Source organism: Actinoplanes sp. CA-131856 (assembly GCF_050956135.1).
Lineage (GTDB): Bacteria > Actinomycetota > Actinomycetes > Mycobacteriales > Micromonosporaceae > Actinoplanes.
Genome location: NZ_CP191849.1, coordinates 6889000 through 6914555, shown reverse-complemented (window position 1 = coordinate 6914555; position 25556 = coordinate 6889000). Strand labels below are relative to the sequence as shown.

General features: G+C 72.2%; 24 protein-coding genes. 17 read left to right on the top strand and 7 right to left on the bottom strand.

Going from position 1 to position 25556, the window contains the following annotated elements; genetic code table 11:
- Positions 1-4 precede the first annotated feature (4 nt).
- From ACQP2X_RS32065 to ACQP2X_RS32050, 4 genes are all read right to left on the bottom strand, one after another.
- The gene (locus tag ACQP2X_RS32065; protein WP_498688264.1) at positions 5-1315 is read right to left on the bottom strand and encodes a serine/threonine-protein kinase; all 1311 of its coding nucleotides are present in this window, start codon (positions 1313-1315) and stop codon (positions 5-7) included.
- A 29-nt stretch (positions 1316-1344) separates the two neighbouring features.
- Positions 1345-3540 carry a bifunctional polysaccharide deacetylase/glycosyltransferase family 2 protein gene (locus ACQP2X_RS32060; RefSeq protein ID WP_498688262.1) on the bottom strand — a complete coding sequence of 732 codons (2196 nt, stop codon included), beginning with the start codon at positions 3538-3540 and terminating at the stop codon, positions 1345-1347.
- Entirely contained in the window at positions 3537-3854 is a 318-nt protein-coding gene (locus ACQP2X_RS32055) for a hypothetical protein (RefSeq protein ID WP_498688260.1), read from the bottom strand. The genes ACQP2X_RS32060 and ACQP2X_RS32055 overlap by 4 nt, the downstream gene beginning before the upstream one ends.
- Positions 3855-4132: 278 nt before the next feature.
- Positions 4133-5542: an MFS transporter gene (locus ACQP2X_RS32050; RefSeq protein WP_498688259.1), complete on the bottom strand. Its 1410-nt coding sequence runs from the start codon at positions 5540-5542 to the stop codon at positions 4133-4135.
- Positions 5543-5608: 66 nt separating this feature from the next.
- Here ACQP2X_RS32050 and ACQP2X_RS32045 point away from each other — a divergent pair, with 66 nt between their 5' ends.
- Together ACQP2X_RS32045 and ACQP2X_RS32040 are read left to right on the top strand one after the other, a co-directional pair.
- A complete protein-coding gene (locus tag ACQP2X_RS32045; protein WP_498688257.1) occupies positions 5609-6163 on the top strand; it encodes a TetR/AcrR family transcriptional regulator in 555 nt (184 codons plus the stop codon).
- Positions 6164-6191: 28 nt separating this feature from the next.
- Positions 6192-6758, top strand: a complete 567-nt coding sequence (locus ACQP2X_RS32040; RefSeq protein ID WP_498688255.1) for a hypothetical protein — start codon at positions 6192-6194, stop codon at positions 6756-6758.
- A 1043-nt stretch (positions 6759-7801) separates the two neighbouring features.
- Here ACQP2X_RS32040 and folP read toward each other — a convergent pair.
- A complete protein-coding gene (folP, locus tag ACQP2X_RS32035) occupies positions 7802-8668 on the bottom strand; it encodes a dihydropteroate synthase (RefSeq protein WP_498688253.1) in 867 nt (288 codons plus the stop codon).
- Between the two features lie 171 nt (positions 8669-8839).
- Here folP and ACQP2X_RS32030 point away from each other — a divergent pair, with 171 nt between their 5' ends.
- The 5 genes from ACQP2X_RS32030 to ACQP2X_RS32010 all read left to right on the top strand — a co-directional run bounded on the left by ACQP2X_RS32030 (position 8840) and on the right by ACQP2X_RS32010 (position 12556).
- Positions 8840-9667, top strand: coding sequence for a hypothetical protein (locus tag ACQP2X_RS32030; RefSeq protein WP_498688251.1), 828 nt, complete (start codon positions 8840-8842; stop codon positions 9665-9667).
- Positions 9664-10080, top strand: a complete 417-nt coding sequence (locus tag ACQP2X_RS32025; protein WP_498688249.1) for a phage holin family protein — start codon at positions 9664-9666, stop codon at positions 10078-10080. Before ACQP2X_RS32030 ends, ACQP2X_RS32025 begins: the two co-directional genes overlap by 4 nt.
- Positions 10056-10682: a DUF3618 domain-containing protein gene (locus tag ACQP2X_RS32020; RefSeq protein WP_498688247.1), complete on the top strand. Its 627-nt coding sequence runs from the start codon at positions 10056-10058 to the stop codon at positions 10680-10682. Before ACQP2X_RS32025 ends, ACQP2X_RS32020 begins: the two co-directional genes overlap by 25 nt.
- 65 nt (positions 10683-10747) lie before the next feature.
- Complete coding sequence (locus tag ACQP2X_RS32015) at positions 10748-11695, top strand: TIGR03557 family F420-dependent LLM class oxidoreductase (protein WP_498688246.1); 948 nt, start codon at positions 10748-10750, stop codon at positions 11693-11695.
- 30 nt (positions 11696-11725) lie between these two features.
- Positions 11726-12556, top strand: a complete 831-nt coding sequence (locus tag ACQP2X_RS32010) for a glycosyltransferase family 2 protein (RefSeq protein ID WP_498688244.1) — start codon at positions 11726-11728, stop codon at positions 12554-12556.
- On the opposite strand, the gene ACQP2X_RS32005 is transcribed toward ACQP2X_RS32010, so the two are convergent.
- On the bottom strand, positions 12557-13963 hold the full coding sequence (locus tag ACQP2X_RS32005; protein ID WP_498688243.1) for an aldehyde dehydrogenase family protein: 1407 nt from the start codon (positions 13961-13963) through the stop codon (positions 12557-12559).
- A gap of 129 nt (positions 13964-14092) precedes the next feature.
- Here ACQP2X_RS32005 and ACQP2X_RS32000 point away from each other — a divergent pair, with 129 nt between their 5' ends.
- From ACQP2X_RS32000 to ACQP2X_RS31955, 10 genes are read left to right on the top strand one after another with little or no spacing between them, the layout of a single operon-like run.
- Positions 14093-15721, top strand: a complete 1629-nt coding sequence (locus ACQP2X_RS32000; RefSeq protein ID WP_498688242.1) for a carbamoyltransferase family protein — start codon at positions 14093-14095, stop codon at positions 15719-15721.
- Positions 15718-16773, top strand: coding sequence for a glycosyltransferase family 2 protein (locus ACQP2X_RS31995; protein WP_498688241.1), 1056 nt, complete (start codon positions 15718-15720; stop codon positions 16771-16773). Before ACQP2X_RS32000 ends, ACQP2X_RS31995 begins: the two co-directional genes overlap by 4 nt.
- Positions 16770-18341, top strand: coding sequence for an HAD-IIIA family hydrolase (locus tag ACQP2X_RS31990; protein WP_498688238.1), 1572 nt, complete (start codon positions 16770-16772; stop codon positions 18339-18341). Before ACQP2X_RS31995 ends, ACQP2X_RS31990 begins: the two co-directional genes overlap by 4 nt.
- Positions 18338-19264, top strand: coding sequence for a glycosyltransferase (locus tag ACQP2X_RS31985; RefSeq protein WP_498688236.1), 927 nt, complete (start codon positions 18338-18340; stop codon positions 19262-19264). Before ACQP2X_RS31990 ends, ACQP2X_RS31985 begins: the two co-directional genes overlap by 4 nt.
- Positions 19249-20466: a glycosyltransferase gene (locus tag ACQP2X_RS31980; RefSeq protein ID WP_498688234.1), complete on the top strand. Its 1218-nt coding sequence runs from the start codon at positions 19249-19251 to the stop codon at positions 20464-20466. The genes ACQP2X_RS31985 and ACQP2X_RS31980 overlap by 16 nt, the downstream gene beginning before the upstream one ends.
- Positions 20466-21101, top strand: coding sequence for a D-sedoheptulose-7-phosphate isomerase (locus tag ACQP2X_RS31975; protein ID WP_498688232.1), 636 nt, complete (start codon positions 20466-20468; stop codon positions 21099-21101). The genes ACQP2X_RS31980 and ACQP2X_RS31975 overlap by 1 nt, the downstream gene beginning before the upstream one ends.
- Entirely contained in the window at positions 21098-22501 is a 1404-nt protein-coding gene (locus ACQP2X_RS31970; RefSeq protein WP_498688230.1) for a PfkB family carbohydrate kinase, read from the top strand. The genes ACQP2X_RS31975 and ACQP2X_RS31970 overlap by 4 nt, the downstream gene beginning before the upstream one ends.
- Before the next feature lie 11 nt (positions 22502-22512).
- Positions 22513-23193 (top strand): SDR family oxidoreductase, encoded by a 681-nt coding sequence (locus tag ACQP2X_RS31965; RefSeq protein ID WP_498688228.1) that lies wholly within the window; start codon positions 22513-22515, stop codon positions 23191-23193.
- On the top strand, positions 23190-24098 hold the full coding sequence (locus ACQP2X_RS31960; protein ID WP_498688226.1) for a glycosyltransferase family 9 protein: 909 nt from the start codon (positions 23190-23192) through the stop codon (positions 24096-24098). The genes ACQP2X_RS31965 and ACQP2X_RS31960 overlap by 4 nt, the downstream gene beginning before the upstream one ends.
- The gene (locus ACQP2X_RS31955; RefSeq protein WP_498688225.1) at positions 24079-25044 is read left to right on the top strand and encodes a DNA topoisomerase IB; all 966 of its coding nucleotides are present in this window, start codon (positions 24079-24081) and stop codon (positions 25042-25044) included. Before ACQP2X_RS31960 ends, ACQP2X_RS31955 begins: the two co-directional genes overlap by 20 nt.
- Here ACQP2X_RS31955 and ACQP2X_RS31950 read toward each other — a convergent pair.
- Positions 25034-25495 (bottom strand): MarR family winged helix-turn-helix transcriptional regulator, encoded by a 462-nt coding sequence (locus ACQP2X_RS31950; protein ID WP_498688223.1) that lies wholly within the window; start codon positions 25493-25495, stop codon positions 25034-25036. The two genes, ACQP2X_RS31955 and ACQP2X_RS31950, sit on opposite strands and share 11 nt — an antisense overlap.
- Positions 25496-25556: the final 61 nt, after the last annotated feature.

Here is a 25556-nt window from a genome sequence, read left to right as displayed (position 1 = left end):
AGCCTCATTCCCCGGCGCCGGCCGGGGTGCTCGCGTTCTCCTCGGGGCCCTCGGTCTCCTCCGGCGGGGTGGTGGTCTCCTCCGGGGCCGACGTCTCCGGCTCCGAGGGTTCCGACTCGTCCGAGCTGGGCGACGTCGAGGTGGTCACCGGCGCCGACGGCGTGGTGGTGGCGGGCACCGGCTGCTGCGGCCGTGAGGTCGTGGGATTCGACGTCCGCCTCGGCGTGCTGGTCGTCGGCTTGACCGGCGCGTTGCCCGTGCCGGCCGAGGCGGGCGAGGTGGCCGACGGCTGGGTGCCCGACGGGGTCTCCTTGTCGTCGTCGGGCCAGGTGAGCGCCAGCGCGACGCCGGCCGCCGCCAGGACCAGAACCGCCACGGCGGCCACGATCCACGGCGTACGGCTGCGGGGTCTCGAAGGGTCCTGTGCCGCGGGAAGGGCGGCCGTGGTCGCGGCCGGGGGAGTGGCGATCGCGGCCAGGATCGTCGTCGTGTCGACGCCGGCGAGGATCTGATCGGCGGCGCCGGCCATCGCCGCGGCCGACGCGAACCGGTCCTGCGGCCGTTTGGCCATGGCCCGCATGACCAGCGCCTGCACCGCCGGGGGCACGTCGTCCGGCAGCGGCGGGGGCGGCTCGTTGAGGTGCTGCATGGCGATGGCGACCGGGTTGTCGCCCAGGAAGGGCGGATGGCCGGCCAGGCAGTGATAGGCGACGACGCCCAGCGCGTACACGTCGACGGCCGGGGTGATCGTCTCCTTCGACACCTGCTCGGGAGCGATGTACATGGCCGTGCCGACGACCTCGCCGGCCGCGGTCATGGTCGCCGTGTCGGCCTGGCGGGCCACCCCGAAATCGACCAGCACGACCGTGCCGTCCGGCCTGATGATCAGGTTGCCCGGCTTGACGTCGCGGTGCACGATGCCGGCCCGGTGTGCCGCCTCGAGCGCCCGCCCGGCCTGCGACACCACCGACAGCGTCTCGTCGACGCTCAGCCGCCCGCGCTCGGCGATCCGCTGGTTGAGCGGCTCGCCGTCGACCCGGGCCATCACGATGAAGGCGTCGGTGCCGCCCTCGGTCTCGCCGAAGTCGTAGACGTCGGCCACGCCCGGATGGTGCAGGGCGGCCATGGCCCGCGCCTCGTTGCGGAAGCGCGTCTGAAAGTTGGGGTCGCCGGCACGGTCGGCGTGCAGCGTCTTGACGGCGACGTCCCGGCCGAGCACCGTGTCGGTGCCCCGCCAGACCTCGCCCATGCCACCGGCGGCGATCCTCTCGTCGAGGCGATAACGACCGCCGTACATCTCTCCCGCGGATGGCATAGCTCTCCTCTACCCGGCCGGCGATCAGGCTATACGCCGCGGACCGGGCTGGGGGCCGAGCTGAGGTCGCCCGTACGGTGGATCGTCTGCCAGCGCAGCCGCCGGCCGGTCACCGCGGCGAGCGCTGACACCAGGAGAACGAGATACATGAGCTGGCGATACACGATCTGCTGCAAGGGCAGCGTCCAGAGCGGGCGCAGCGGTTCGCGGTCGAGCCGGAAGGCCAGGATGGCGGTCAGCACCTGCACGACCAGCATCGCCAGCCACCCGATGATGGTGATCTTGCGATCCAGGAAGAGCAGCCCGTACAGCGCCATCAGGTCGATGAGCGGAGCGAGCAGGGGCAACAGCACGCTGAAGAGGGTGATGAAGGGCAGGCCGCGCCGGCCGAACCGTCCCGACGGGCCGGACTCGACGACCGCCCGGCGGTGCTTCCACATCGCCTGCATGGTGCCGTAGCTCCAGCGGTAGCGCTGCTTCCAGAGCTGCTTCACGGTGGCCGGGGCCTCGGTGTACGCCCGCGCCGACTCCTCGTAGACGACCCGCCACCCGGCCCGGTGGATCGCGATGGTCAGGTCGGTGTCCTCGGCCAGCGTGTCGGTGCTCAGGCCGCCCGCCTCGACCAGGGCCTTGCGGCGGAACGCGCCGAGCGCGCCGGGGATCGTCGGGATGCAGCCGAAGGTGTCGTAGAGCCGGCGGTCCAGGTTGAAGCCGATCACGTACTCGATGTGCTGCCACTTGCCGATCAGGCTGCCCCGGTTGGCGACCTTGACGTTGCCCGCCACCGCGCCGACCATCGGGTCGCCGAACGGCTGCACGAGCCGGTGCACGGCCTCCGGCTCGACCACGGTGTCCGCGTCGACCATGACGACGAGCGGGTTGCGGGACAGCGCCACACCGGCGTTGAGCGCGTTCGCTTTGCCCGAGTTGGGGACCCGTACGATGCGGACGTTGCCGATGTGCAGATCTTCCACCGCTTTCGCCGTGCCGTCGGTCGAACCGTCGTCGACCACCAGGACCTCGACGTTCGGATGGGCCGACCGGGCCAGTGACCGGACCGCGGGCGAGATCGTCTTCTCCTCGTTGTAGGCGGGCACGACGATCGTCACGGGCGTGGTGACGGGCAGCCCCCACGACCACTCCGGGCTGCGCCGATGTCGCGAATGACGCCAGGCGAAAAGAAAAAGGATCAGCGTCCGTACGACGATGAGCCCACCCGCCACGATCAGGAGCACCCAGAGGACGTCGAGCACGATGTCGGCCACGTGCACGGTCCACACCAGGGCCCGCCCCCGCCACACGGCCTCGTCGGTGGCGACCGGGTTGACCTCGTCGCCCATGGCGGCGCTGACCGTGCTGAACCGGTAGCCCTTGCGCTGCATCTCGGGGATGAGCCGGTCGAGCGCGGCCACCGTCTGCGAGCGGTCCCCGCCGGCGTCGTGCATGAGCAGGATCTGCCCGCCGGTGCCGCGCGGCGTCCCGTTACGGACGATGGCGTCGACGCCGGGGCGTTTCCAGTCCTCGCTGTCCATGGTGTCGAGCACGGTCAGATAGCCCTGCGCGCCGACGGCCTGCACGGTCTTCCAGTCGTCGTCGGAGATCGCGTCGGCGAACGACGAATAGGGCGGCCGCATCAGCGACGAGGACCGGCCGGTGGCGTACGCGATGGCCAGCTGTGTCTGCGAGTTCTCCATCTCGCGCCGCCAGTTCGGCAGCCGGGCCAGGTCGGGGTGGGTGAAGCTGTGGCCGGCGATCTCGTGGCCCTCGGAGGTGATCCGCTTGGCGACGTCAGGGTGGCGGGCGACCTGGGAGCCGACGACGAAGAAGGTGGCGGGCGCGTGATGCCGGCTCAGCACGTCGAGGATCTTGGGGGTCCACACCGGATCGGGACCGTCGTCGAAGGTGAGCGCGATGGTCCGGGTCGGCATGCCGTACGTCCGGACCTCGCCCTCGGCGTTCACGTCGATGATCGGCCCGCCCTCGCTGATCGAGTCGGGGACGTCCTCGGAGGAGGTGGTGCTCTGCGCGGTGCCGTCGGGGCTGAAGCCGGCGTCGGTGTAGACGGAGACCAGGATGACGGTGGCCAGCAGGAGGAGGGCGACCAGGCCGAGCCCGCCGGCGAGGAACCGGCGGCGGCGGATCCGCCGTTTCCGTTGCAGCGGGGGAAGCCGGCCGGTCGACTCGGCCGGATCGTGCGGCGGTGGTGTGGCCCGGTAGACGGTCACCGTGCGGCGGCCGCCCTGCTCGGGCCGGGGCTGCGTTCCGGCGGGGGTGCGGATCCGCCCAGCTGGCTGAGCCAGACGACGATCAGGGCCAGGACGAGCAGGAGACCGACGGCGTAGGCGGTGCGCCGTATCCAGCGGCGGCGGCCGCCGGTCGGGTCGACGAAGACGGGTGGCGGTTCCTGCGAGCCGATCGGGATGAAATGGGTGGGCGCGTTCTCGGGCGTGCGTGCCTTCCCCACGGCCTTGCCTACCCGGGCCTGACCGCGGGACGGGCGCTGTACCGGTGCCCGGCCGATGTTGGGTTCGTCTCCCACGTCTCCGACGCTAAGAGACGCGTCAATCCGCCGCACCTTGGAATCGGTGCCGCCTGTCGTCCCTTTTGTTCGGTAGTCTGCTCGGCTGTGGCGGGTAGCTTCCCAGGTGGGGCGGGGGTGCTAGATCATACACTGGGGTCGATGTAGATCATCTCCGCCGAAACGGTTTTTCGATCGCTGTCACCCACCCGACTGACTTGGGCCGGGCGCTCCGCGCGTCGAGTGCGAACGGCGCGGAGCCGGACCGCGGTGGCGGGCCGGCTCCGTGGGGTGGTGGGTCAGGGGTTGCTGGGCTTGCGGCGGGGGAGGAACAGAGCGATCAGGGCGCCGGTGGCGACGATGAGGGCGCCTACGATGACCGCGGGCTTGATGCCGTCCACGAAGGACTGGTGGGTGGCGTAGCTGCCGTACGAGCTGAAGATCGAGGCCAGGGCGGCTACGCCGATGGCCACGCCCAGCTCGCGGATGGTGTTGTTGACGCCGGAGGCCACGCCGCGCTGGGCCTCGGTGACGCTGGCCATGGCCACCGTGCTCACGGGGGCGAAGGTGAGGCCCATGCCGATGCCGGCCAGGGCGAAGGCGGCCACCAGGGACGAGTAGGTGACGTCGGTGCCGATGGCCAGGCCCATCCAGAGGATGCCGGCGGCCAGGAAGGCCTGGCCGGCCAGGATGAGGTTGCGCTGACCGACGCGGTCGCCGAAGATGCCGGCCAGCGGGGCGACGATCATGGGGGCGGCGGTCCAGGGGAGGGTGCGCAGGCCCGCGTCCAAGGGGCTCAGGCCCTGGACCACCTGGAAGAACTGGGCCAGCAGGAAGACCGAGCCGAAGGCGCCGGCCGAGAAGGCCAGGGTCACCAGGTTGACCAGGCCGAAGCCGCGGGAGCGGAACAGCGACAGCGGCATCATGGGTGCCGGGTTGCGGGTCTGCCAGAACAGGAACGCGGCGATCAGGGCGCCGCCGCCGATCAGCATGCCGAGGACGCGGGTGGAGGTCCAGCCGTGGTCGGGGCCGTCCACGACACCCCAGATGACCAGGAGCATGCCGGCGGCGGAGAGGACCAGGCCCAGCGGGTCGAGGCGGCGGGCGCCGCCCCGGGACTCGCTCAGGACGGTGCGGGCCAGGACGACGGCGACCACGCCGACGGGGACGTTGAGCCAGAAGATCCAGTGCCAGTCGAGGCCCTCGACCACGGCGCCGCCGACGACCGGGCCCACGGCCACGCCGAGGCCGCTGATGCCTCCCCAGATGCCGATGGCGGCGGTCCGCATGCGGTCGGGCACGGCCGCCGAGAGCAGGGTGAGGGCCAGCGGGGCGACGGCGGCCCCGCCCAGGCCCTGGATGGCGCGGGCGGCGGTGAGCTGCCACGGCGACGAGGCCAGGCCGGCGGCGGCCGAGGCCAGCGTGAAGACGATCAGGCCGGCCACGAACATGCGGCGGCGGCCGATGCGGTCGCCGAGGGCGGCCGCGGTGAGCAGGAACGCGGCGAACGGCAGCGTGTACGCGTTCACGAACCACTGAAGGTCGGTCAGCGAGGCGCCCAGATCGGCCCGGATCACCGGCAGCGCCGTGCTCACGACCAGGTTGTCCAGCGCGACCATGAAGGTCGGGATGCCGACGGCGGCGAGCACCGCGGCCAGCGGCTTGGCGGCGCGCCGGGGCGCGGCCGGTGCTTCCAGTACGGCGGTCATGACTGTCGTCCCCCAAGTTGTTATCGACTGATAACCAACGTAGTTATCGACTGATAATCTGTCAACATGTCTCGCACCCGTCTCACCGCCGAGGAGCGCCAGGAGCAGCTCGTCGCGGCCGCCGTCACCGCGTTCAGCAGCGGCGGCTACGCCGGCACCACCACCGATCAGGTGGCCCGCCTGGCCGGCGTCTCACAGCCGTACGTCATCCGGCTCTTCCGCACGAAGCAGGATCTCTTCCTGGCCGCCATGCAGCACACCGTCGACCTGATCGACGCGACGTTCCGGTCCGCCGCCGACCGCGATCCCACCCTGCACAGCCTCGGCCACGCCTACTTCGAACTGCTGGGCCGCCGCGAGCTGATGGCCATGCTCCTGCACGGCTTCGCCGCCAGCGACGACCCGGCCATCGGCGACCCGGTGCGAGCCGGCTTCGGCCGCCTCTACGACACGATCCGCGCCCTGACCGGCTGCACCCCCGAGGAGGCCCGGGCCTTCTTCGGCGAGGGCATGCTGCTCACGTGCCTGGCCTCGATGCGCGTGATCGGCCCGGCCGCCGTACCGCTCCAGCCGTGGTCAGCCGAGCTGGTCGGCACGTACCCCGACGAAAAGTTCGACTGAGCCCCTCACCCAGTCCAGAATGGACTGCGTGAGCGTGATGCGGGGCGGCGAGAAGAAGCGCGACCTGCCGTCAAAGGTGGTCTTCTGGACCCTCCTCGCCGCCGTCACGCTGGGCTGGATGTGGGTGTGCGCCCTGGGCGTCCGCGAGTTCGGCCAGGAGGCCCTGGCCCGCTCGGGCCTGACCGGCACCAAGGGCACGGTGACCGTCACCGACTGCGCCACCGACTTCCTGGACACCGAACGCACCACCGAAATCACCGACTGCACCGGCCCGTTCATCCCCGCCGGCAGCACCACAGCGTCACAACCTCAGGTCAGAGTCGCCTTCGTCCGCGACGAGATCCCCGCCAACACCCGAGTGGACGTCCGCCTGGTAGGCAACGTCGCCTACGAATCCTCCTGGTGGCGCCTGACCGCGGGCACAGCCGGCGCCCTCTTCTTCGGCCTGCTGGGCGGCATCCCTTTCATCCCTTTCGCAGTCCTCGCCTACCGCCGCCTCGCAGGCCCGAACGCCACCATGCGCCACGGCGCAGCCGTAGCCTTGCTGGCCACAGTCGCCATAGCCGGCGAGTGGACCGTGGCCGCACTGCTCTAGACACCTCCCGATCCCATCCCCTCGGTGCGTCGGTGCGTCGGTGCGTCGGTGCCTCGGTGCCTCGGTGCGTCGTCGCCTCGGTGCGTCGGTGGCTCGTCGCGTCGTCGCGTCGGTGGGTCGGTGGCTCGGTGGGTGGGTGCCTCGTCGCGTCGGTGCCTCGTCGCCTCGTCGCCTCGTCGCCTCGGTTCCTCGTCGCGTCGGTGGGTCGCCGCGTCGGTGGGTCGCCACGTCGGTGGATCCGTGCGTCGGTGCGTCGCCACGTCGGTGGATCGGTGCGTCGGTGCGTCGCCACGTCGGTGGATCGGTGCGTCGGTGCGTCGCCACGTCGGTGGATCGGTGCGTCGGTGCGTCGCCACGTCGGTGGATCGGTGCGTCGGTGCGTCGCCACGTCGGTGGATCGGTGCGTCGGTGCGTCGGTGCCTTGGTCCATCGGTGTCTTGGAGCCCTGGTGCGTCCGCGCGTGGGCTCCTGCGTGGCGGCCTCCCGGTGGCCTTCGTCGCGGCGGCGGCGCCGGATTCGACCGGCGGGCGCGAACGTAAGGGCCGGGCGAGCTCGCGGCGCGGTCGACCGCGCACAAAGAACGCGTCCGGCGCCAGACCGAGTCGTGGCGGACCGGTCGAGCCGCGCGCCTCCCGGCCCGCGACGACGGCGCCGGCTTGACAAAAAGTCAAGTGAGCTTGTCTTTTTGTCGTGCTGCCTTGTCCGAGTTGCACAACGGATGCGGACAAGCGCCGAAGGCTTTCAGATGCGCGGGCGCTGAAGGCTTTCAGATGCGCGGGCGCTGAAGGCTCTCGCATGCGCGGGCGCTGAAGGCTTTCAGATGCGCGGGCGCTGAAGGCTCTCGCATGCGCGGGCGCTGAAGGCTCTCGCATGCGGGCGCTGAAGGCTCTCAGATGCGCGGGCGCTGAAGGCTCTCGCATGCGCGGGGGCTGAAGGCTTTCACATGCGCGGGCCGCCTGCTGGGCCTTGGCCGCCGAGGTGAGCCCACTCGGGGCATGGAGCGCTCCTCCGCCAGCCCGAATGGGCACCCGCGCAAGAAGGCCTCAGACGTTGTGCCGGAGATAGGCGGGAGACCGCCACCCCAACAGGGCCTCAGTCATCCGGACCGCGTCCACAGCCGACCGAACATCGTGAACCCGAACGATCCGGGCCCCGCGCTCGATGCAGAAGACCAGGGTGGCCAACGTGCCCGCCAACCGTTCGCGCTGTGGAGCGTCCAGCGTCTCCCCGATGAAGTCCTTGTTGCTCACCGCGGCCAACAGCGGATAACCCACCTCCGCGATCTCACCCAAGCGCCGCGTCAGCTCCAGCGTGTGCAGTGTGTTCTTGTTCAGGTCCGGTCCCGGGTCGATGATGATCTGGTCCGGCCGTACGCCGTGTGCGAGCGCCACCCGCACCCGCTCCCGCAGGAACTCCGCGACCTCGGCGGTCACGTCCTTGTACTGCGGGCTGGGCCACAGCGTTCTCGGCGCGGCCAAGCTGTGGGTGATCACCAGCTGGGCGTCCGTGCCCGCCACCACCTCCGCCATCGCCGGGTCCCGCAGACCCGACGTGTCGTTGATGACGCCCGCTCCCGCCTTGATGACCTCCGCCGCCACCTCCGGACGGTACGTGTCCACCGAGACCACCGTTCGCGAGCGTGCCGCCTCCACCACCGGCAGCACCCGGTCGAGTTCCTCGCTCACCGGCACCTCGGGTCCCGGCGCGAACGGCACCCCTCCGACGTCGATCCAGTCGGCTCCGCCGTCGGCCGCCGCCTCGACCGCCTCGACCGCCCGGTCGAGCGCGAACGTGCGGCCCCGGTCGTGGAACGAGTCGGGGGTGCGGTTGACGATCGCCATCACCGCGACCTGGCGGCTGAAGTCGAATGTGCGGCCGCCGATGACCCGCGTACCGAAAAGATCGCTCACGATTCGCGAGGGTAACAGGCGGCACCGGGCGCCGGGCCGAAGCGGTCCGATACCCCCTTCGGCGCGAATCATGCGGGGCGAGATTCGCGCTATTCAGCACGCGAATTCGTGAATGGGCGGCGTCGTGACGGGTAGCTGAATGGATGTCGAAATCCCCTCTGGAGGAAACCCATGAGTGACGTGCCATCGGGCGTTCGCGGACCGGGCGCCGTCGATCCCGTCGAGGTGCCTACCCAGGCGACGTACCCCACCGAGACTTATACGACCGAGGTCTACTCCGAGACCTACTCCTCCCCGGCCGAGAGTCAGCCGAGCGGGGCCAAGGAGAAGGCCAAGGAGGTCGCCTCCCAGACCAGCCACGCCGCCGGTGAGGCCGCGGCCGACGTGAAGGACACGGCCAAGGAGCAGGCCCGCCGGGTCGGCAGCGAGGCCCGGACCCAGGTCAGCAACCTGGCGTCGGACGTCAAGGGCAAGGTCAACGAGCAGGCTCGTACGCAGAACGACAAGCTCGTCGGCTCCATCCGCGACACCGCCGACCAGCTCGACCAGATGCGCGGCGACCGCGGTGACACCCCGGCCGCGCAGGTCGTGACCCGGATCGCCGACGGCGGCCGGCAGTTCGCCGACTACCTCGACCGCAACGGGCCCGAGGGCGTGCTGCGCGAGGTGCAGGACTTCGCCCGCCGGCGTCCCGGCGCCTTCCTGGCCACCGCGCTCGCGGCCGGCTTCGTGGTGGGCCGTCTGGGCAAGAGCGTGGCCAAGGCGGAGGACACCTCCAAGCCGAGCAACGACTCCTTCGTGTCCCGCAACGAGAGTGAGACGACGGCGCAGTACGCCACGGGCTATCCGACGACCCCGGAGTACCCGGCCGGCACGACGCAGCCGGTGGCCGCTCCGACCGGCGGTTACGCCAGCGCCACCGAGTACACCTCGACCGGCACCGGCACTCCGGCGGTGGCCAGTGAGTACGTGGTGGACAGTCCGGAGCGTCCACGATGACCACCCCGTACCAGCACGACCGGGCCGAGGAGGTCTCCGAGACCTCGGTCGGTGAGCTGATCGGCAACATCAGCAACGACCTGTCCCAGCTGTTCCGCCAGGAGGTGGAGCTGGCCAAGGCCGAGGTCCAGCAGGAGGCGAAGAAGGCCGGCAAGGCGGCCGGGATGCTCGGCGGGGCCGGGTTCGCCGGCTATCTCGCGGTGCTCTTCCTCAGCCTGGCCGCCGTGTTCGCGCTCGACGCCGTCATGCCCGCCGGCTGGGCCGCCCTGATCGTGGCGGTCGTCTGGGGCGCCGTCGGCGGCGTCCTCTACGCGAACGGCAAGAAGAAGCTCAAGAACGTCGACCCCATGCCGCGCCGCACCGTCGACACGCTCAAGGAGGACGCCCAATGGCTGAAGAACCCGACCGGCTGAGGCAGGACATCGAGAACACCCGGCGTTCGCTGACCCGCGACGTCGACCTGCTCGCCGAGAAGACGAGCCCCGCGAAGGTGGCCCAGCGGCGCTGGACCGCGGTCAAGGAAAAGGTCATGGGCGTCAGCGACTCGGCGTCGTCCAAGGCGTCGGACGTAGGAGGAACGGTGAGCGACAAGGCGAGCCACGTGGGCAGCGCGGTCAGCGACAAGGCGAGCCAGGTCGGCGACGTGGCGAGCGAGAAGGCGCACCAGGCGGCCGGCGCCGTCAAGCAGGCCCCGCACGCGGTGGCCCAGCAGACGCAGGGCAACCCGATCGCGGCCGGCGTCATCGCGTTCGGCGTCGGCATGCTCGCGGCCACGCTGATCCCGGTCACCGAGGCCGAGAAGAGCGCCGGCGCGGCGCTCAAGGAGCACTCCGGCGACCTGACCGAGAAGGTCAAGGACGCCACCCAGGAGCTGCGCGAGGACCTTCAGGGCTCGGCCCAGGAGGCGCTCGGCCAGGTCAAGGAGACGGCACAGGACGCCGTCCAGACGACCAAGGCGACGGCCAAGGACGACGCACAGGACGTACGGGACCAGGCGCGCTCGGCCGCGTCCTGACCCAGCGACAATCCCGGCCTGGACCAGCGCGTTTGCGCGGGTCCGGGCCGGGAAGCTGTACGGGTATGAAACTCGGATACAAGCTGGCCGCGGAGGCCTTCGGACCCAAGGAGCTGATCCGCCAGGCGGTCCGCGCCGAGCAGGCCGGATTCGACTTCGTGGAGATCAGCGACCACTTCCACCCGTGGCTCGACGTGCAGGGCCACTCGCCGTTCGCCTGGAACGTGCTGAGCGCGATCGCCATGCGCACCGACCGGCTCGGCCTGGCCACGGGCGTGACCTGCCCGACCGTGCGGTACCACCCGGCGATCATCGCGCAGGCCGCGGCCACGCTGGCGATCATCTCGGACGACCGTTTCACGCTGGGCATCGGCGCCGGCGAGCGGCTCAACGAGCACGTCGTCGGCCAGGGGTTCCCCAGCGTGCGGGGCCGGCACGAGCGGCTCGTGGAGGCGCTGGAGATCATCAATCTGCTGTGGCGGGGCGGTTATCAGTCGTACGAGGGCAAGCACCTCCAGCTCGAGGACGCGCAGGTGTTCGACCTGCCGGAGAAGCTGCCGGTGATCGCCGTGGCCGCGGGCGGCAAGGACGCCGCCGAGCTGGCCGCCACCCACGGCAGCGGTCTGTTCGTGACCGAGCCGCGTAAGGACCTGATCGAGACGTATGCCACGAGCGGCGGCACCGGCCCGAAATATGCCGAGGTGTCGGTCGCGTGGGCACCGACCGCGGAGGCGGCGGTCAAGGCCGCGCACGAGACCAGCCGCTGGGGCGTCACCGGCTGGAAGGTGATGGCCGAACTGCCGAATCCGGTCAATTTCGAGGCGGCGTCGGCCACCGTGCGGCCCGAGGACGTGGCCGGGAAGTTCGCGCACGGGCCGGACCCCGAGCCGTACGTCAAATCGGTGAAGGAATACACGGAAGCGGGATACGACCACATCGTTCTGATGAATGCCGGCCCGGATCCCGACGGATTCTTCGACTTCTTCGAAAAAGAGCTCAAAAACCAGCTCTAGAAAAAGTCCGTCCGGGGTAAGCGCACCGCCATGTCGCTGGACACCAATGAACTGTCGGTGGAGACCGAGGACGTCACCGTCGTCGTCGCCACCCGTAACCGGGCCGACCGTCTGCGCGAGACGATGCCCCGGCATCTCGCCCGGACGATCCTGATCGACAACGCGTCCGATCAGGAGTTGCCCGCCCTGCCCGGCGTCGACGTCGTCCGTCTGGGCGAGAACCGGGGCGCGGCCGCCCGCAATGTCGGGGTGGAGCGGGCCCGCACCCGTTATGTCGCGTTCGCCGACGACGACTCGTATTGGACGCCCGGCTCGCTGGCCCGCGCCGCACGGATCATGGACGACCATCCCCGTGTCGCCCTGCTGGCGGCGCGGGTGCTGGTCGGGCCCGAGGGCCGGCTCGACCCGGTGTCGGCCGCGATGGCCGCGAGCACGCTGGGGCGGGGGAGCGCCGGGCCATCGATTCTGGGGTTCCTGGCCTGCTCGGTGATCGTGCGGCGGGATGCCTTCCTGGCCGCCGGGGGCTTCGAGCCGAGACTCTTCGTGTACGGGGAGGAGGCGCTCCTGGCCATGGATCTCGCCGCCGCCGGGTACGAGCTGTCGTACGCCCCCGAGCTCACGGTCCGGCACCTGCCGCAACCGGCGGGGCGGGACAACGGCGCCCGTGCCCGCCGGGAGACGCGCAACCGGGTGCTGACCGCTCTGCTGCGCCGCCCGCCCGCTGTCGTGGGGCGGGCGCTGCTCACCGCCGTACGGGAAAGCCCTCGATCGGTCTTTGATCTGGCCGGCGACCTGCCCTGGGCGCTGAACCACCGGAGGCCGCTCCCACCGGAGGTGGAAGCGGCCCTGCGCAAGCTTTAGCTACCAGCCCGACGGCGGCGCCTCGATGTGCACCGCCTTGACCGCCGTCATCTCGTCGAGCAGCTCCGGGCCGTATCCGAACCCCTGCCCGCTCCCGCGGCGCGGATGGGCGGCGCCGCCCGGAGCCCCGCCGAAGACCGCGTTGACCTTGACCGTGCCGGCCGGCAGCGTGCGCCAGGCCTGCTGGGCGTGGCTCATCGAGGTGGTGAGCACGGTGGCCGCGAGGCCGTAGGGGGAGTCGGCGGCGCGGCGCAGTCCCTCCTCGAACGAGTCGACGACCATGACCGGCGCCACCGGGCCGAACGTCTCCTCGCGCATCACCGTCATGTCGTCGGTGCAGTCGGCGAGCACGGTCGGCGGATAGTAGGCGCCGGGACCGGTGGGAACGGCGCCGCCGCGTACGGCCCGGGCCCCGTCCTTGACCGCCTGCTGCACCTGCTCGTCGACGGCGTCGCGCATCCGGCGGTCGACCATCGGCCCGATCTGGGAAGCCCACGAGTCGGCCTCGGCGGCCAGGCAGTCGAGGAAGGCCGGGGCGACGTCGCGGTGCGCGTAGACCCGCTCGACGGCGACGCAGATCTGCCCGGAGTTGACGAAGGCGCCGAGCGCGACCTGCTGGGCCGCCCACGCCGGGTCCACGCCGGCGTCGACGATCACCGGGTCCTTGCCGCCGTTCTCCAGCAGCGCCTTGGCCCCGGTGCGGGCGCACGCGGCGGCGATCGACCGGCCGGTGGCGGTCGAGCCGACCTGCGCGACCACGTCGACCGCGGAGGCGGCCAGGGCCGCGCCGGCCGCGCCGTCGCCGTTGACCAGGTTGAGGACGCCGGGCGGGAAATGCGGGGCCAGCAGCTGGACGACGCGCCAGCCGGTGGCCGGGGTCCGCTCGCTCGGCTTGTGGACGACGGTGTTGCCGGTGACCAGGGCCGCGCCGAGCAGGCCACAGGCGACCGCGACCGGGTCGTTCCAGGGGGTGATGACCGCGACCACGCCGCGCGGCCCGTACGTCATCAGGTCGATCGCGCCGTCGTCGCCGGCCAGCGTGCGGCCCCGGTGAGTGGGGCCCAGCTCCGCGTACTGCCGCAGCGTGCCGACCCCGGCGCCGATCGAGTCGCGGGCGCCGTCGACCGGCTTGCCCATCTCGGCGTTCATGATCACGGCGAGCTCGTCCGCGCCGGCCTCGAGGGCGTTCGCGGCGGCGTGCAGGGCGGCCGCGCGAGCCGCGGGGGCGGTGGCCGCCCACGCCGGCGCGGCGTCGCGGGCGGCCGCGACGGCCGCCGCCACGTCGCCCTCCGAGGAGATCGGAACGCGGGTCACGCTGGTGCCGTCGGCGGGGTTCACGACGGTCAGTTTGTGGCCCGAACCGCCCGGTTCCCAGGCGCCGGCCACATATTGCTCCACCTCATACATGTGCGGGCGTTTGCCCCGGAGCAAGGATCTCAAACCTCGTATCAGTGCAGGTAGAAGGCCACTTTTTATTTTTCCGAGAAGTCAATGATCATGGGAGTACTTCGCGGAAGCGGGGGTATCCGGCGCCTCATGCGTGTCCTGGGAATCAATGCCATCTTCCACGATCCGGCCGCCGCGCTGATCGTCGACGGCCGTGTCGTGGCCGCCGCCGAGGAGGAGAGGTTCAGCCGTCGCAAGCACGGCAAGAGGCCCGTTCCGTTCGCCGCGTGGGAGCTGCCCGAGCTGGCCGCGGCCTGGTGCCTGGAGGAGGCCGGACTGCGCCCGGACGACCTGGACGCGGTCGCCTACTCGTTCGACCCCTCGCTGACCCGCGACCTGTCGTCGCTCGGCGTGAGCGACCCGTCCGACGCCATGCGCGTCGACTACGCGCGGCGGGCGCCGCAGTTCCTGGCCACCGCGCTGCCCGGCCTCGACCCGTCGCAGGTCACGTTCGTGCCGCATCACGTGGCCCACGCCGCCTCGGCCGGCCTGTCGGTGCCCGAGGACAGCGCCGTGCTCGTGCTCGACGGGCGCGGCGAGGTGGCCAGCCACCTGGCCGGCGCCTACCGCGGGGGCGAACTGGAGATCCTCAAGAGCCAGGAGCTTCCGCACTCGCTGGGTCTGCTCTACGAGGACCTGACGCGCCACCTCGGGTTCCTGCACTCCAGCGACGAATACAAAGTGATGGCTCTGGCGTCGTACGGAAGCCCGAAGTTCCTCGGTCTTCTCCGCGAACTCGTGCACGCCAACGACGACGGCGGCTTCACGGTCGAGCGCATCGACTGGGACGCGCTGGCCAAGGCGCGCACGGCCGACGGCGAGATGACCGAGGCACACGCCGACCTCGCCTCCAGCGTCCAGACCAGGCTCGAGGAGGTCATGCTCGACCTGGCCCGATGGACGTACGAGGCGGCGGGCGGCCCGTCGACCCTGACGATGGCCGGGGGAACGGCGCTGAACTGTGTCGCCAACGCCCGGATCGCGGCCGAGGGCCCGTACGAGCGGGTGTGGGTGCAGCCGGCGGCCGGCGACTCCGGCACGGCGCTCGGCGCGGCCCTCGCGATCGGCGGGAAGAACATCCCGTTCGGCTCGGCCGCCCTGGGCCGGGGCTGGAGTGACGAGGAGCTGGAGGCGGAGCTCAAGCGGGCCGCCCTGCCCTACACCCGCCCCGCGTCGATCGCGGCGGAAGCCGCCCGCGTGCTGGCGGACAACGGGATCGTCGCCTGGTACCAGGGCCGCAGCGAATACGGGCCCCGCGCGCTGGGCCACCGCTCGCTGATCGCCCACCCGGGCGACAAGGACACGCAGACCCGGATGAACGACGTCAAGGGCCGCGAGCAGTTCCGGCCGATCGCGCCGATGGTCCGGGCCGAACGCTTCGCCGACATCTTCTCCGGCGTCTACCCGAGCCCGTACATGCTGTTCGTGCACAAGGTGAAGCCGGAGTGGAAGGACCGCATCCCGGCGGTCACCCACGTCGACGGCACGGCCCGCGTGCAGACCGTCCACACCGACACCGAGCCGCTCGTCCACGAGATGATCGCCGAGTTCGAGCGGCTCACCGGCCTGCCCGTGGTGGTCAACACCTCGCTCAACACGGCCGGCCGCCCCATGGTCGACACCCCGCGCGAGGCCATGGAGCTGTTCGGATCGGCGCCGGTCGACCTGCTCGCGATAGGACCGTTCGCCGTGCACCGCGCGAAGGCGTTCGGCGCGTGATCTCCATAGTCGTGCCCACGCTGGGGCGTCCCAGCCTGGCCGCCCTCATAGCCGCGCTCGGGCCGTTGCCGCCGGACGTGGAGCTGATCGTGGTCGACGACCGCCCGGCGCCGCATCCGCCGCTGGAGATCGCGGCCACGGTGGTGGCCGGCCCGGCCCGGGGCCCGGCCGCCGCCCGCAACGCGGGGGCGAAGGCCGCCCAGGGTGACTGGATCGCCTTCCTCGACGACGACGTATTGCCCGATTCGGACTGGATCATGCGGCTGCGGGCGGATCTTGATGACGCGGATTCCGGTGTGGGCGGTGTGCAGGGCGACCTGCGCGTCCCGCTGCCGTCCGACCGCCGCCCGACGGACTGGGAGCGGGTGACGGCGGCCCTGGCCGACGGGGCCTGGATCACGGCCGACATGGCCTATCGCCGCGCCGCGCTGACGGGCGCCGGCGGTTTCGACGAGCGGTTGCCGAGAGCTTTCCGGGAGGACGCCGATCTGGCCTTCCGCGTACGCCGTGACGGGTGGACCCTTCGGCGAGGCCGCCGCCGGGTGACCCATCCGGTACGCCCGGAGGGCCCCTGGGTCAGCGTCCGGACCCAGCGTGGGAACGCGGACGACGCCTTGTTGCGCCGCCTGTACGGCCCGGAGTGGCGCTCCTTGTTGGAGATCCCGCCCGGCCGCCGGTCCCGCCACGCGACGATCGCCGCCGCCGGCACCGCCGCTCTCGCCGCCACGGCGATCCTCGCCACTTCCCGGCGCACAGTGCCGGGCGTGTCGCGGGGTGTGGCCGGGCGTATCGCGCCGGGCGCGTCGTCAGGACGGGGCCTCTGGGCGGCGGCCGCGGTTGTCGGGGGTCTGGTCTGGGCCGGAGGGACGGCCGAGTTCGCGGCGGCGCGGATCGGGCCCGGGCCCCGGACGCCGCGTGAGGTGGGGACGATGCTGGTGACCAGCGCCGTCATACCGCCGGTGGCCGTCGTGCACTGGCTGCGCGGGGCCTGGCGGTGGCGCAAGGCGGAACCGCTCGTGGGAGCCGGAGCTCCGGTGGGGGCGAGCCGGTGACCGAGCTGTTCGACGCTGTGCTGTTCGATCGGGACGGCACGCTTGTCGTGGACGTGCCGTACAACGGCGATCCGTCCCTCGTGGAGCCCATGCCGGGTGCCCGGGAGGCGGTCGACCGGCTGCGCGCGGCGGGGCTGCGCCTGGGCGTGGTCACCAACCAGTCGGGGCTGGCCCGGGGCCGGTTCGGCGCCGATCAGCTGGCCGCGGTGAACCGGCGGGTCGACGAGATCTTCGGCGGCTTCGACACCTGGCAGATCTGCCCGCACGACGACACGGCCGGCTGCGCCTGCCGCAAGCCCGCCCCCGGCCTGGTCCTCGCGGCCGCCGAGGCGCTGGGCACGACCCCGGCCCGCTGCGTGGTGGTCGGCGACATCGGCCGTGACATGGGGGCCGCCCTGGCCGCCGGGGCCGCCGGTGTCCTCGTTCCCACCCCGGTCACCCTTCCGCCCGAGGTCGCCGCCGCCCCCGCGGTCGCCTCGTCCTTGACCGGCGCGGCCGACCTGATCCTGAGCCGCGAAGCCCTGGTCACCCCGGCGGCGCGCCCCGGTGATGCGGGGACCGTGCTGGTCGTGCGGTCCGATTCGGCGGGGGATGTGCTCGTCACCGGCCCCGCCGTCCGGGCCGTCGCGCACGGCGCGCGGCGAGTCGTTCTGCTCTGCGGGCCCCGGGGCCGGGGCGCCGCCGAGCTGCTGCCGGGAGTCGACGAGATCGTCGAATGGCGGCTGCCCTGGATCGACGCCGAGCCGGGGCCGGTGGACGCCGGCGAGATGGCCGCGCTCACCCAGCGGCTGCGTGACGTCGGCGCCGGCGAGGCCGTCGTCTTCACGTCGTTCCATCAGTCGGCGCTGCCGCTCGCGCTCCTGCTGCGTGTCGCCGGGGTCGGGCGGATCACGGCGATCAGCGACGACTATCCGGGCTCCCTGCTCGACGTCCGGCATCGGGTGCCCGCGGGCGTTCCGGAGGCCGAGCGGGCCCGCAGCGTCGCCGCGGCGGCCGGCTTCGCGCTGCCGCCGGGGGACGACGGAAGCCTGCGGGTGACCGGCGCCCGCAACCAGGGCGGTGGCGACTACGTCGTGGTCCATCCCGGTGCCAGCTGCGAGGCGCGGTCGTGCCCGCCCGCGACCATGCGCCGGATCGTGGCCGCCCTGGCCGCCGACGGGCACCGGGTCCTGGTGACCGGCGGCACCGGCGAGCGCGCGCTGGCGGCGTACGTCAGTGGGGGTGTGGGGGTCGAAGTGGGAAGGACCTCCTTCCGGGAGATGGCCGACCTCCTGGCGCGGGCACGCTGCCTGGTCGTCGGCAACACCGGGCCGGCGCATCTCGCCGCGGCGGTCGGCACGCCGGTCGTCAGCCTCTACGCGCCGACCGTCCCCTACGGACAGTGGGGGCCCTATCGGGTTCCGAGCGTGCGGCTCGGCGACGCCGGCGCCCCCTGCCGTGACACCCGGGCCACCCTCTGCCCGGTCGCCGGCCATCCCTGCCTGTCCGACATCGAGCCCGAGCAGGTGGTGGCGGCCGTCCGGCTGCTCGCCGCCGGGGCTCACGAACGCACCGAGGTAGCAGCGTGAACATTCTGCTCTGGCACGTGCACGGATCCTGGACGACGTCGTTCGTCCAGGGCAAACACCGCTACCTGATCCCGGTCAACGAGGCCCGCGACGCGATGGGCCGCGGGCGGGCACAGACCTTCGACTGGCCGGCCACGGCCGAGGAACTGCCGCTCGATCAGATCCGCGACGTCGACGTGGCCATCGTCCAGCGGCCCGAGGAACTCGAGCTGGTGCCGCGCGGCGTGCCGGTGATCTACGTGGAGCACAACACGCCCAAGGGCGACGTGCCGAACAGCCGGCATCCGATGGCCGACCGCGACGACCTGATCGTCGCCCACGTCACCGACTTCAACGAGCTGTTCTGGGACACCGGCGGCACCCGGACCACGGTGATCGAGCACGGCATCGTCGAGCCGGCGGCCCGATGGTCGGGCGACGTGGACCACCTCGCGATCGTCACCAACGAGCCGATCCGGCGGAACCGGGTCACCGGCACCGACCTGTTCCCGCGGTTCGCCGCGGTGGCGCCGCTGGACGTGTTCGGGATGGGTGTCGAAGGCCTGCGGGGTCCCCGGATCACGCCGTACGACGACCCGCCCCAGCACGTCATGCACTCAGAAGTCGCCCGACGGCGGATATATCTGCATCTCACCCGCTGGACATCGCTGGGGCTCAGCCTCATCGAGGCCATGCAGATGGGCATGCCCGTGGTCGGCCTGGCCACCACCGAGGCGGTCGCCGCGGTGCCACCCGACGCCGGGGTGCTCGACACCCGCGTCAGCACGCTCGTCGAGGCCACGCACTGGCTGCTCGAGGACGCCGAGGCCGCCCGAAGCCTCGGAACCCGGGCCCGCCAGGTCGCGCTGGCCCGCTACGGCCTGGACCGGTTCCTCGCGGACTGGGACCGGCTGCTGGAGGAGGAAACATGCGCATCGCGATGATCTCGGAGCACGCCAGCCCGCTCGCCGCCCTCGGCGGCATCGACGCCGGCGGGCAGAACGCGCACGTGGCCGAGCTCGCCGGCGCGCTCGCCGCCGACGGCCACGAGGTACGCGTCTACACCCGCCGCGACGATCCCGACCTGCCGGCCGTGGTGCCCGTGGGCTCGCTCTTCGAGGTGGTGCACGTGCCCGCCGGCCCGGCCACCTCGCTGCCCAAGGACGAGCTGCTGCCCTACATGGGACAGTTCGCCGAATGGCTCACCGCCGAGTGGCGCGGCGAGTGGCGGCCGGACGTGGCCCACGCGCACTTCTGGATGAGCGGGCTGGCGGCCGTCACCGCCGGGCGGGCCTGCGACGTGCCGGTCGTGCAGACCTACCACGCGCTCGGCTCGGTCAAGCTGCGCCACCAGGGCGCGGCCGACACCAGCCCGCCCCGGCGCATCGCCTACGAGCGGGAGCTCGGCCGCGCGGTCGACCGGGTGATCGTCCAGTGCCAGGACGAGGTGCGGGAGCTGATCCGGCTCGGGGTGCCCCGGGCGCAGATGTCACTGGTGCCCTCCGGCGTCAACACCGGCCGGTTCCGCCCGGACGGGCCGTCGGTGCCGCGCGGCAAACGGCCGCGCATCCTCACCGTCGCGCGGCTGGTCGAGCGCAAGGGCGTCGAGGACCTGATCCGCGCGCTGCCCGGCGTGCCGCGGGCCGAGCTCGTCGTGGTGGGCGGGCCGTCGCTGGCCGGGCTCGACTCCGATCCGTACGCCCGGAAGCTCCTGACCCTGGCCGAGGTCTGCCGGGTGGCCGATCGCGTGCGGCTGACCGGCGCCGTCGCGGCCGACGAGATGCCGGCCTGGTACCGCTCGGCCGACGTGGTCGCGGCGACCCCATGGTACGAGCCGTTCGGGCTGACCGTGCTCGAGGCCATGGCCTGCGGCGTGCCGGTGGTCGGCACGGCCGTCGGCGGGCTCACCGACACCGTGGTCGACGGCGTCACCGGCGACCTGGTGCCGGCCCGCGACCCGGCCGCCCTCGCCGTCGCGCTGCGCAAACTCCTCGCCGACGACGTGCGGCGCATCTCGTACGCGGCGGCCTCGGTCGACCGCGCCGTGCACTCCTACGCCTGGCCCCGCGTCGCCGGACGGCTCGCCGCCGTCTACGCGAGCGCGGCCGGCGTCACCCCCGAACCCACCCGTGAGGCGGTTGCTTGATGTCCCACGACCTTTCCCCCGTCGACCGTCACCTGACCGCGCTGGCGACCTCGATCGTCCCGTTCCGGGCGGTCGCGGGCCGGCTCGCGCGGTGGGGTGGCCAGCTCGCCTGGCACCTCGGCCAGGGCGGGCGCCTGCTGGTCGCCGGCAACGGCGGCAGCGCGGCCGAGGCCCAGCATCTCGCGGCCGAACTGGTCGGCCGGCTCCGCGACGAGCGGATGCCGCTGTCGGCGATCGCGCTCACCCCGGACTCGTCGGCGGTCACCGCGATCGGCAACGACTACGGCTTCGAGGAGGTCTTCGCCCGGCAGGTCCGCGCGCACGGCCGCCCCGGCGACGTGCTGATCGCGATGTCGACCAGCGGGCGCAGCCCGAACCTGATCGCGGCCGTGCGCGCGGCCAAGGAATGCGGCATGCGCACGTGGGCGATGACCGGCGAGGGCCCGAACCCGCTGGCCGACGCCAGCGACGAGGCGCTGCGGTGCCCGTCGCCGGACAGCCAGGTGGTGCAGGAGCTGCACCTGCTCGCGGTCCACCTGATGTGCGAGTACATCGATCAGACCCTGCCGGCGGTGGTACGCCCTTTCGACGGCACCCCCGAGATCATCAGCGAGCAGATGCGGGTGAGCGTATGAGCCCGCAACTGGTCATCGTCGGCGACACCCTGCTCGACAAGGACGTCGAGGGCAGCGTCGACCGGATCGCCCCGGACGCGCCGGCCCCGGTCCTGGACGAGCGGCAGGTCAGCGACCGGCCGGGCGGGGCCGGGCTGGCGGCCCTGCTCGCGGCCCGGCAGGGACACGACGTCGCGCTGGTCACCGCGCTCGCCGACGACGAGGGCGGTGCGCGGCTGAGTCAGCTTCTGACCGAGGCGGGCGTACGGGTCTACGCGCTCCCGCTGCCGGGGGCGACGCCGGAGAAGGTGCGGCTCAAGGCGGGCGGGCAGGTGCTGCTGCGCCTCGACCGCGGCGGCGCGCCGAAGGAGCCGGGCGAGGCACCGGCGGCGGCCCTCGACGTGCTGGCCTCGGCGGCCGCCATCCTGGTCAGCGACTACGGCCGCGGCATGGCCCGGCACCCGGCCATCCGCCGCGCGCTGGGTGAGGTCCGGGCCCCGATCGTCTGGGATCCCCACCCCAACGGCCCGGCCCCGGTGCCCAACACGCGCCTGGTCACCCCCAATGCCTCGGAGGTACGCCGGATGAGCGGCGACGCCGGCGGCGGATCGACACTGACCGTCGCGCAGCGCGGGGGACACCATCTTCGCCAGCTCTGGCGGGCCGGCGCGGTCGTGGTCACCTGTGGCGGCGACGGCGCCGTGCTGTGCCACTCGGGACCGACACCGCTGGTCGTTCCGGCGCCGTCGGTGTCCGACGGCGACACCTGCGGAGCGGGGGACCGGTTCGCCGCCACCGCCGCGCGGGCCCTGGCTGCGGGGGCGCTGGTCTCCGAGGCTGTGCAGGAGGCGGTGGCCGCCGCTTCCTCGTACGTGGCCGGTGGCGGGGTGACCGCCGCACTCGCACCACCGCCCACCCCGGAGAAAGCCGAAATTCCCGAGAGAGTGGGCGCGGCGGAGGCCGGCAAGCTCATCGCCGAGGTGCGGGAGCGTGGCGGCACGGTCGTGGCGACCGGGGGCTGCTTCGATCTGCTCCACATCGGCCACCTCGCCACCCTTCAGGCCGCCCGCAAGCTCGGTGACTGCCTCATCGTCTGCCTGAACAGCGACGATTCGGTACGCCGGCTCAAGGGCCCGGAGCGGCCGCTGACCAACGAGCGCGACCGCGGCCGGCTGCTCGCGGCCCTGGACTGCGTCGACGCGGTGGTGGTCTTCGACGAGCCCACCCCCGAGTCGGTCCTGTCGTGGCTGCGCCCCGACGTCTGGGTCAAGGGCGGCGACTACGCCGACGGCGGCCCCGAGCTTCCCGAGGCCGAGCTGGTCAAACGCTGGGGCGGGCAGACCGTCATCGTCCCCTACCTGGACGGCCGTTCCACCACCCGGACCATCGCCGCGGCCCGCTCCGCGACGTCACAGAGATGAAGGAGACACACATGGATGCCGTAATCGTCACGGGCGGATCGAGCGGGCTCGGCGCCGCTGTGGTCGAGGCGGTCCTGAAGGCGGGCGGGCGGCCGTACGTCATCGACCGCCAGAAGCCCTCGGCCGACGTGCCGTGGATCGACTGTGACCTGGCCGACACCCGCGCCGCCGAGGCCGCCACCCGGCAGGCCATCGCCGAGGCCGGCGGATCGCTGGACGGTGTCGTGACCGCGGCCGGTATGGACGTGCCGGGGGCGCTGGCCGACATCCCGGGCGAGGTCTGGGACCGGATCGTCACCATCGACCTGCTGTCCACGGCCGCGGTGATCCGGGCCGCGATCCCGGCGCTGAAGCAGTCGCACGGTGGCGTCGTCACGATCTCGTCGACGCTGGGTGTCAAGGCGGTGAGCGACGCGACGGCGTACTGTGCCGCGAAGTTCGGTGTCGTGGGCTTCACCCGTGCCCTGGCGGCCGAGCTGGCCGGGCAGGTGAACGTCACACTGGTCGTCCCGGGCGGCATGCGGACGAAGTTCTTCGACGAGCGCGACGAGCAGTACAAGCCGGGACCGGACGCGATCCTCAACGACCCGGCCAACGTCGCCAACGCCATCATGTTCGCCCTCGCGCAGCCGGCCGGATGCGCGGTGCGGGAGCTGGTCATCGCGGCCGAGCAGGAGAGCTCGTACCCGTGATCCTCGCCCTTCGCGCCCTCGGCGTCGGCGACCTGGCGACCGCGGTGCCCGCCCTGCGCGGGCTCCGCGGCGCCTTTCCCGGGCGCCCGCTGGCGCTCGCCGCCCCCACCTGGCTGACCCCGCTCGTCGAGCTGACCGGGGTGGTGGACGAGGTGATCGCGACCGATGACCTGACCCCGCGCCGGTGGCAGCGCGACGCGCCCGAGGTGGCGGTCAACCTGCACGGCAGCGGCCCGGAGTCGCACCGGCTGCTGCAGGCGACACAACCGGCGAAGTTGTGGGCGTTTGCCAGCGCCCCGGCCGGGCATCTCGACGGTCCCACCTGGAACGAGGAGGACCACGAGGTGCATCGCTGGTGCCGTCTGCTGCGCCACTACGGCGTGCCCGCGGACGAGTCGGACCTGTCCTTGACCGTGCCCGGCGTGGACGTCCCGGCCGGCGTGACGATCATCCATCCCGGTGCGAAGTCCCCGTCGCGGCGCTGGCCGGCCGAACGCTTCGCGGCCGTCGCGGCCGCGCTGACCGCGAACGGCCACCGCGTGATGGTCACCGGCTCGGAGTCGGAACGCCCACTGTGCGAACAGGTGGCGGAACAGGCCGGGCTCGGGGGAGCGGTCGTGCCGCGGACCGGGCTGGCCGAGCTGGCCGGGCTGGTCGCGAAGGCGCGGCTGTTGATCAGCGGTGACACCGGGATCGCGCATCTGGCGTCGGCCTACCGGACGCCGTCGGTCGTGCTGTTCGGGCCGATGTCGCCTTCGCGCTGGGGGCCGCCCGCCCGGGCGTACCACCGAAGCATTTGGCATGGCACGAAGAGCGAGCCGGGCGACAGCATGGACCCGGGCGTGCATCCCGCCCTGCTCGCAGTGACGCCGGCCGAGGTGCTCGATGCGGCTTCGGCGTTCTGACCTCGGCCGGCCCGGCTACGGGCGGCGCGGCGCGGGCAAGGGCTTCACCTATCTCGACACCGAGGGCGCGGTCCTGAAGGACGAGGACGAGATCGCGCGGATCAAGGCACTGGTCATCCCGCCCGCCTGGAAGGACGTGTGGATCTCGCCCGATCCGCGCGGGCACATCCAGGCCACCGGCGTCGACGCGGCCGGGCGCAAGCAGTACCGCTACCACGATGATTGGCGGACGGCCCGGGACGAGAAGAAGTTCGACCACGCGCTGGAGGTCGCGGCCCGCCTCCCGAAGATCCGCGACCGGCTGCGGGCCGACCTGACGTCGGGCCGCGGGCTGTGCCGGTCGCGGGTGCTGGCCTCGATCGTCACGTTGCTCGACATGAACATGTTCAGGATCGGGAGCGACCAATACGCCGTACGGGAGGAAGATCCGTCCTTCGGTTTGTCGACCCTGCGGCCGGAGCACATCCGCACCAGCGGTGGCTGTGTGCTGATGGAGTTCACCGGCAAGTCGGGCGTGGAGCACTCGGGCTCGGTGGACGACGGCGAGGTGTGCACGGTCCTGAAGGATCTCAAGCGCCGCCGCCGGGGCGCCGGCCGCCTGTTCGCGTACTGGGAAGCGCGCAAGTGGCACGAGGTGCACGCCGACGAGATCAACGAGTACCTCCGCGAGATCAGCGGCGACCAGATGACCGCCAAGGACTTCCGCACCTGGCACGGAACGGTCAAGGCGGCGGCCGAACTGGCCGAGGTGGGCCCGCAGCCGACGGAGGCCAAACGCAAGAAGGCGGTCTCGCACGCGATGAAGGAGGTGGCCGAGCTGCTGGGCAACACCCCGGCGGTGGCCCGGGCCTCCTACGTCGACCCGCGGGTGATCGAGGCGTACGAGCAGGGCGAGGTCGTCGACTCCCCGGACGAGCGCGAGGTCCGCAAACTGCTCACCGACTGAGCCGCTCGGTCTCCCCGGCCCCGGCCTCGGCCGTGCGCCGCAGGAAGTCGGCGATGACTTCGAGCTGCTCAGGACTGTACGACTCGCAGATGTCCCCGACCGCGGTGATCATCCCGCGGAACTGCCGCAGCACGTCGGCGCCCCGCTCGGGCACGATCCGCACCTGGATCGCCCGGCGGTCGGCGCCGTCGCGCTCGCGGACGATCCAGCCGCCCTTCTCCAGCCGGTCGAGCACGCCCGTCACCGTGGCCGGCGGCAGCCCGGCCGCCTTGGCCAGGGCACTCGGCGAGAACGGCCCGTTGCGCACGATCAAATGCAGGCAGTCGAGATCGACGTCGCGCAGCTCCAGGCGCGCGCTCACCTGATGGTTGAGGAGCGTCAGCTGAAGACCGAGCTCGCGCAGCTCGTGCCGTACGCCGTTGGTCAGGCGCCGAATTTCTACGGAACTCATATCTTTCGGTCTCCGAACTAAACTGCTACGGTTTTCGTATTATCCGAGGCTCGAAGGGTAG

What these genes read in the sequence shown, in the direction of transcription:
- ACQP2X_RS32065 (WP_498688264.1), bottom strand. Translation starts at nt 1,315, where the DNA reads ATGCCATCCGCGGGAGAGATGTACGGCGGTCGTTATCGCCTCGACGAG.
- ACQP2X_RS32050 (WP_498688259.1), bottom strand. Translation starts at nt 5,542, where the DNA reads ATGACCGCCGTACTGGAAGCACCGGCCGCGCCCCGGCGCGCCGCCAAG.
- ACQP2X_RS32045 (WP_498688257.1), top strand. Translation starts at nt 5,609, where the DNA reads ATGTCTCGCACCCGTCTCACCGCCGAGGAGCGCCAGGAGCAGCTCGTC.
- ACQP2X_RS32030 (WP_498688251.1), top strand. Translation starts at nt 8,840, where the DNA reads ATGAGTGACGTGCCATCGGGCGTTCGCGGACCGGGCGCCGTCGATCCC.
- ACQP2X_RS32025 (WP_498688249.1), top strand. Translation starts at nt 9,664, where the DNA reads ATGACCACCCCGTACCAGCACGACCGGGCCGAGGAGGTCTCCGAGACC.
- ACQP2X_RS32020 (WP_498688247.1), top strand. Translation starts at nt 10,056, where the DNA reads ATGGCTGAAGAACCCGACCGGCTGAGGCAGGACATCGAGAACACCCGG.
- ACQP2X_RS32015 (WP_498688246.1), top strand. Translation starts at nt 10,748, where the DNA reads ATGAAACTCGGATACAAGCTGGCCGCGGAGGCCTTCGGACCCAAGGAG.
- ACQP2X_RS32010 (WP_498688244.1), top strand. Translation starts at nt 11,726, where the DNA reads ATGTCGCTGGACACCAATGAACTGTCGGTGGAGACCGAGGACGTCACC.
- ACQP2X_RS32005 (WP_498688243.1), bottom strand. Translation starts at nt 13,963, where the DNA reads ATGTATGAGGTGGAGCAATATGTGGCCGGCGCCTGGGAACCGGGCGGT.
- ACQP2X_RS32000 (WP_498688242.1), top strand. Translation starts at nt 14,093, where the DNA reads ATGCGTGTCCTGGGAATCAATGCCATCTTCCACGATCCGGCCGCCGCG.
- ACQP2X_RS31980 (WP_498688234.1), top strand. Translation starts at nt 19,249, where the DNA reads ATGCGCATCGCGATGATCTCGGAGCACGCCAGCCCGCTCGCCGCCCTC.
- ACQP2X_RS31975 (WP_498688232.1), top strand. Translation starts at nt 20,466, where the DNA reads ATGTCCCACGACCTTTCCCCCGTCGACCGTCACCTGACCGCGCTGGCG.
- ACQP2X_RS31970 (WP_498688230.1), top strand. Translation starts at nt 21,098, where the DNA reads ATGAGCCCGCAACTGGTCATCGTCGGCGACACCCTGCTCGACAAGGAC.
- ACQP2X_RS31965 (WP_498688228.1), top strand. Translation starts at nt 22,513, where the DNA reads ATGGATGCCGTAATCGTCACGGGCGGATCGAGCGGGCTCGGCGCCGCT.
- ACQP2X_RS31955 (WP_498688225.1), top strand. Translation starts at nt 24,079, where the DNA reads ATGCGGCTTCGGCGTTCTGACCTCGGCCGGCCCGGCTACGGGCGGCGC.
- ACQP2X_RS31950 (WP_498688223.1), bottom strand. Translation starts at nt 25,495, where the DNA reads ATGAGTTCCGTAGAAATTCGGCGCCTGACCAACGGCGTACGGCACGAG.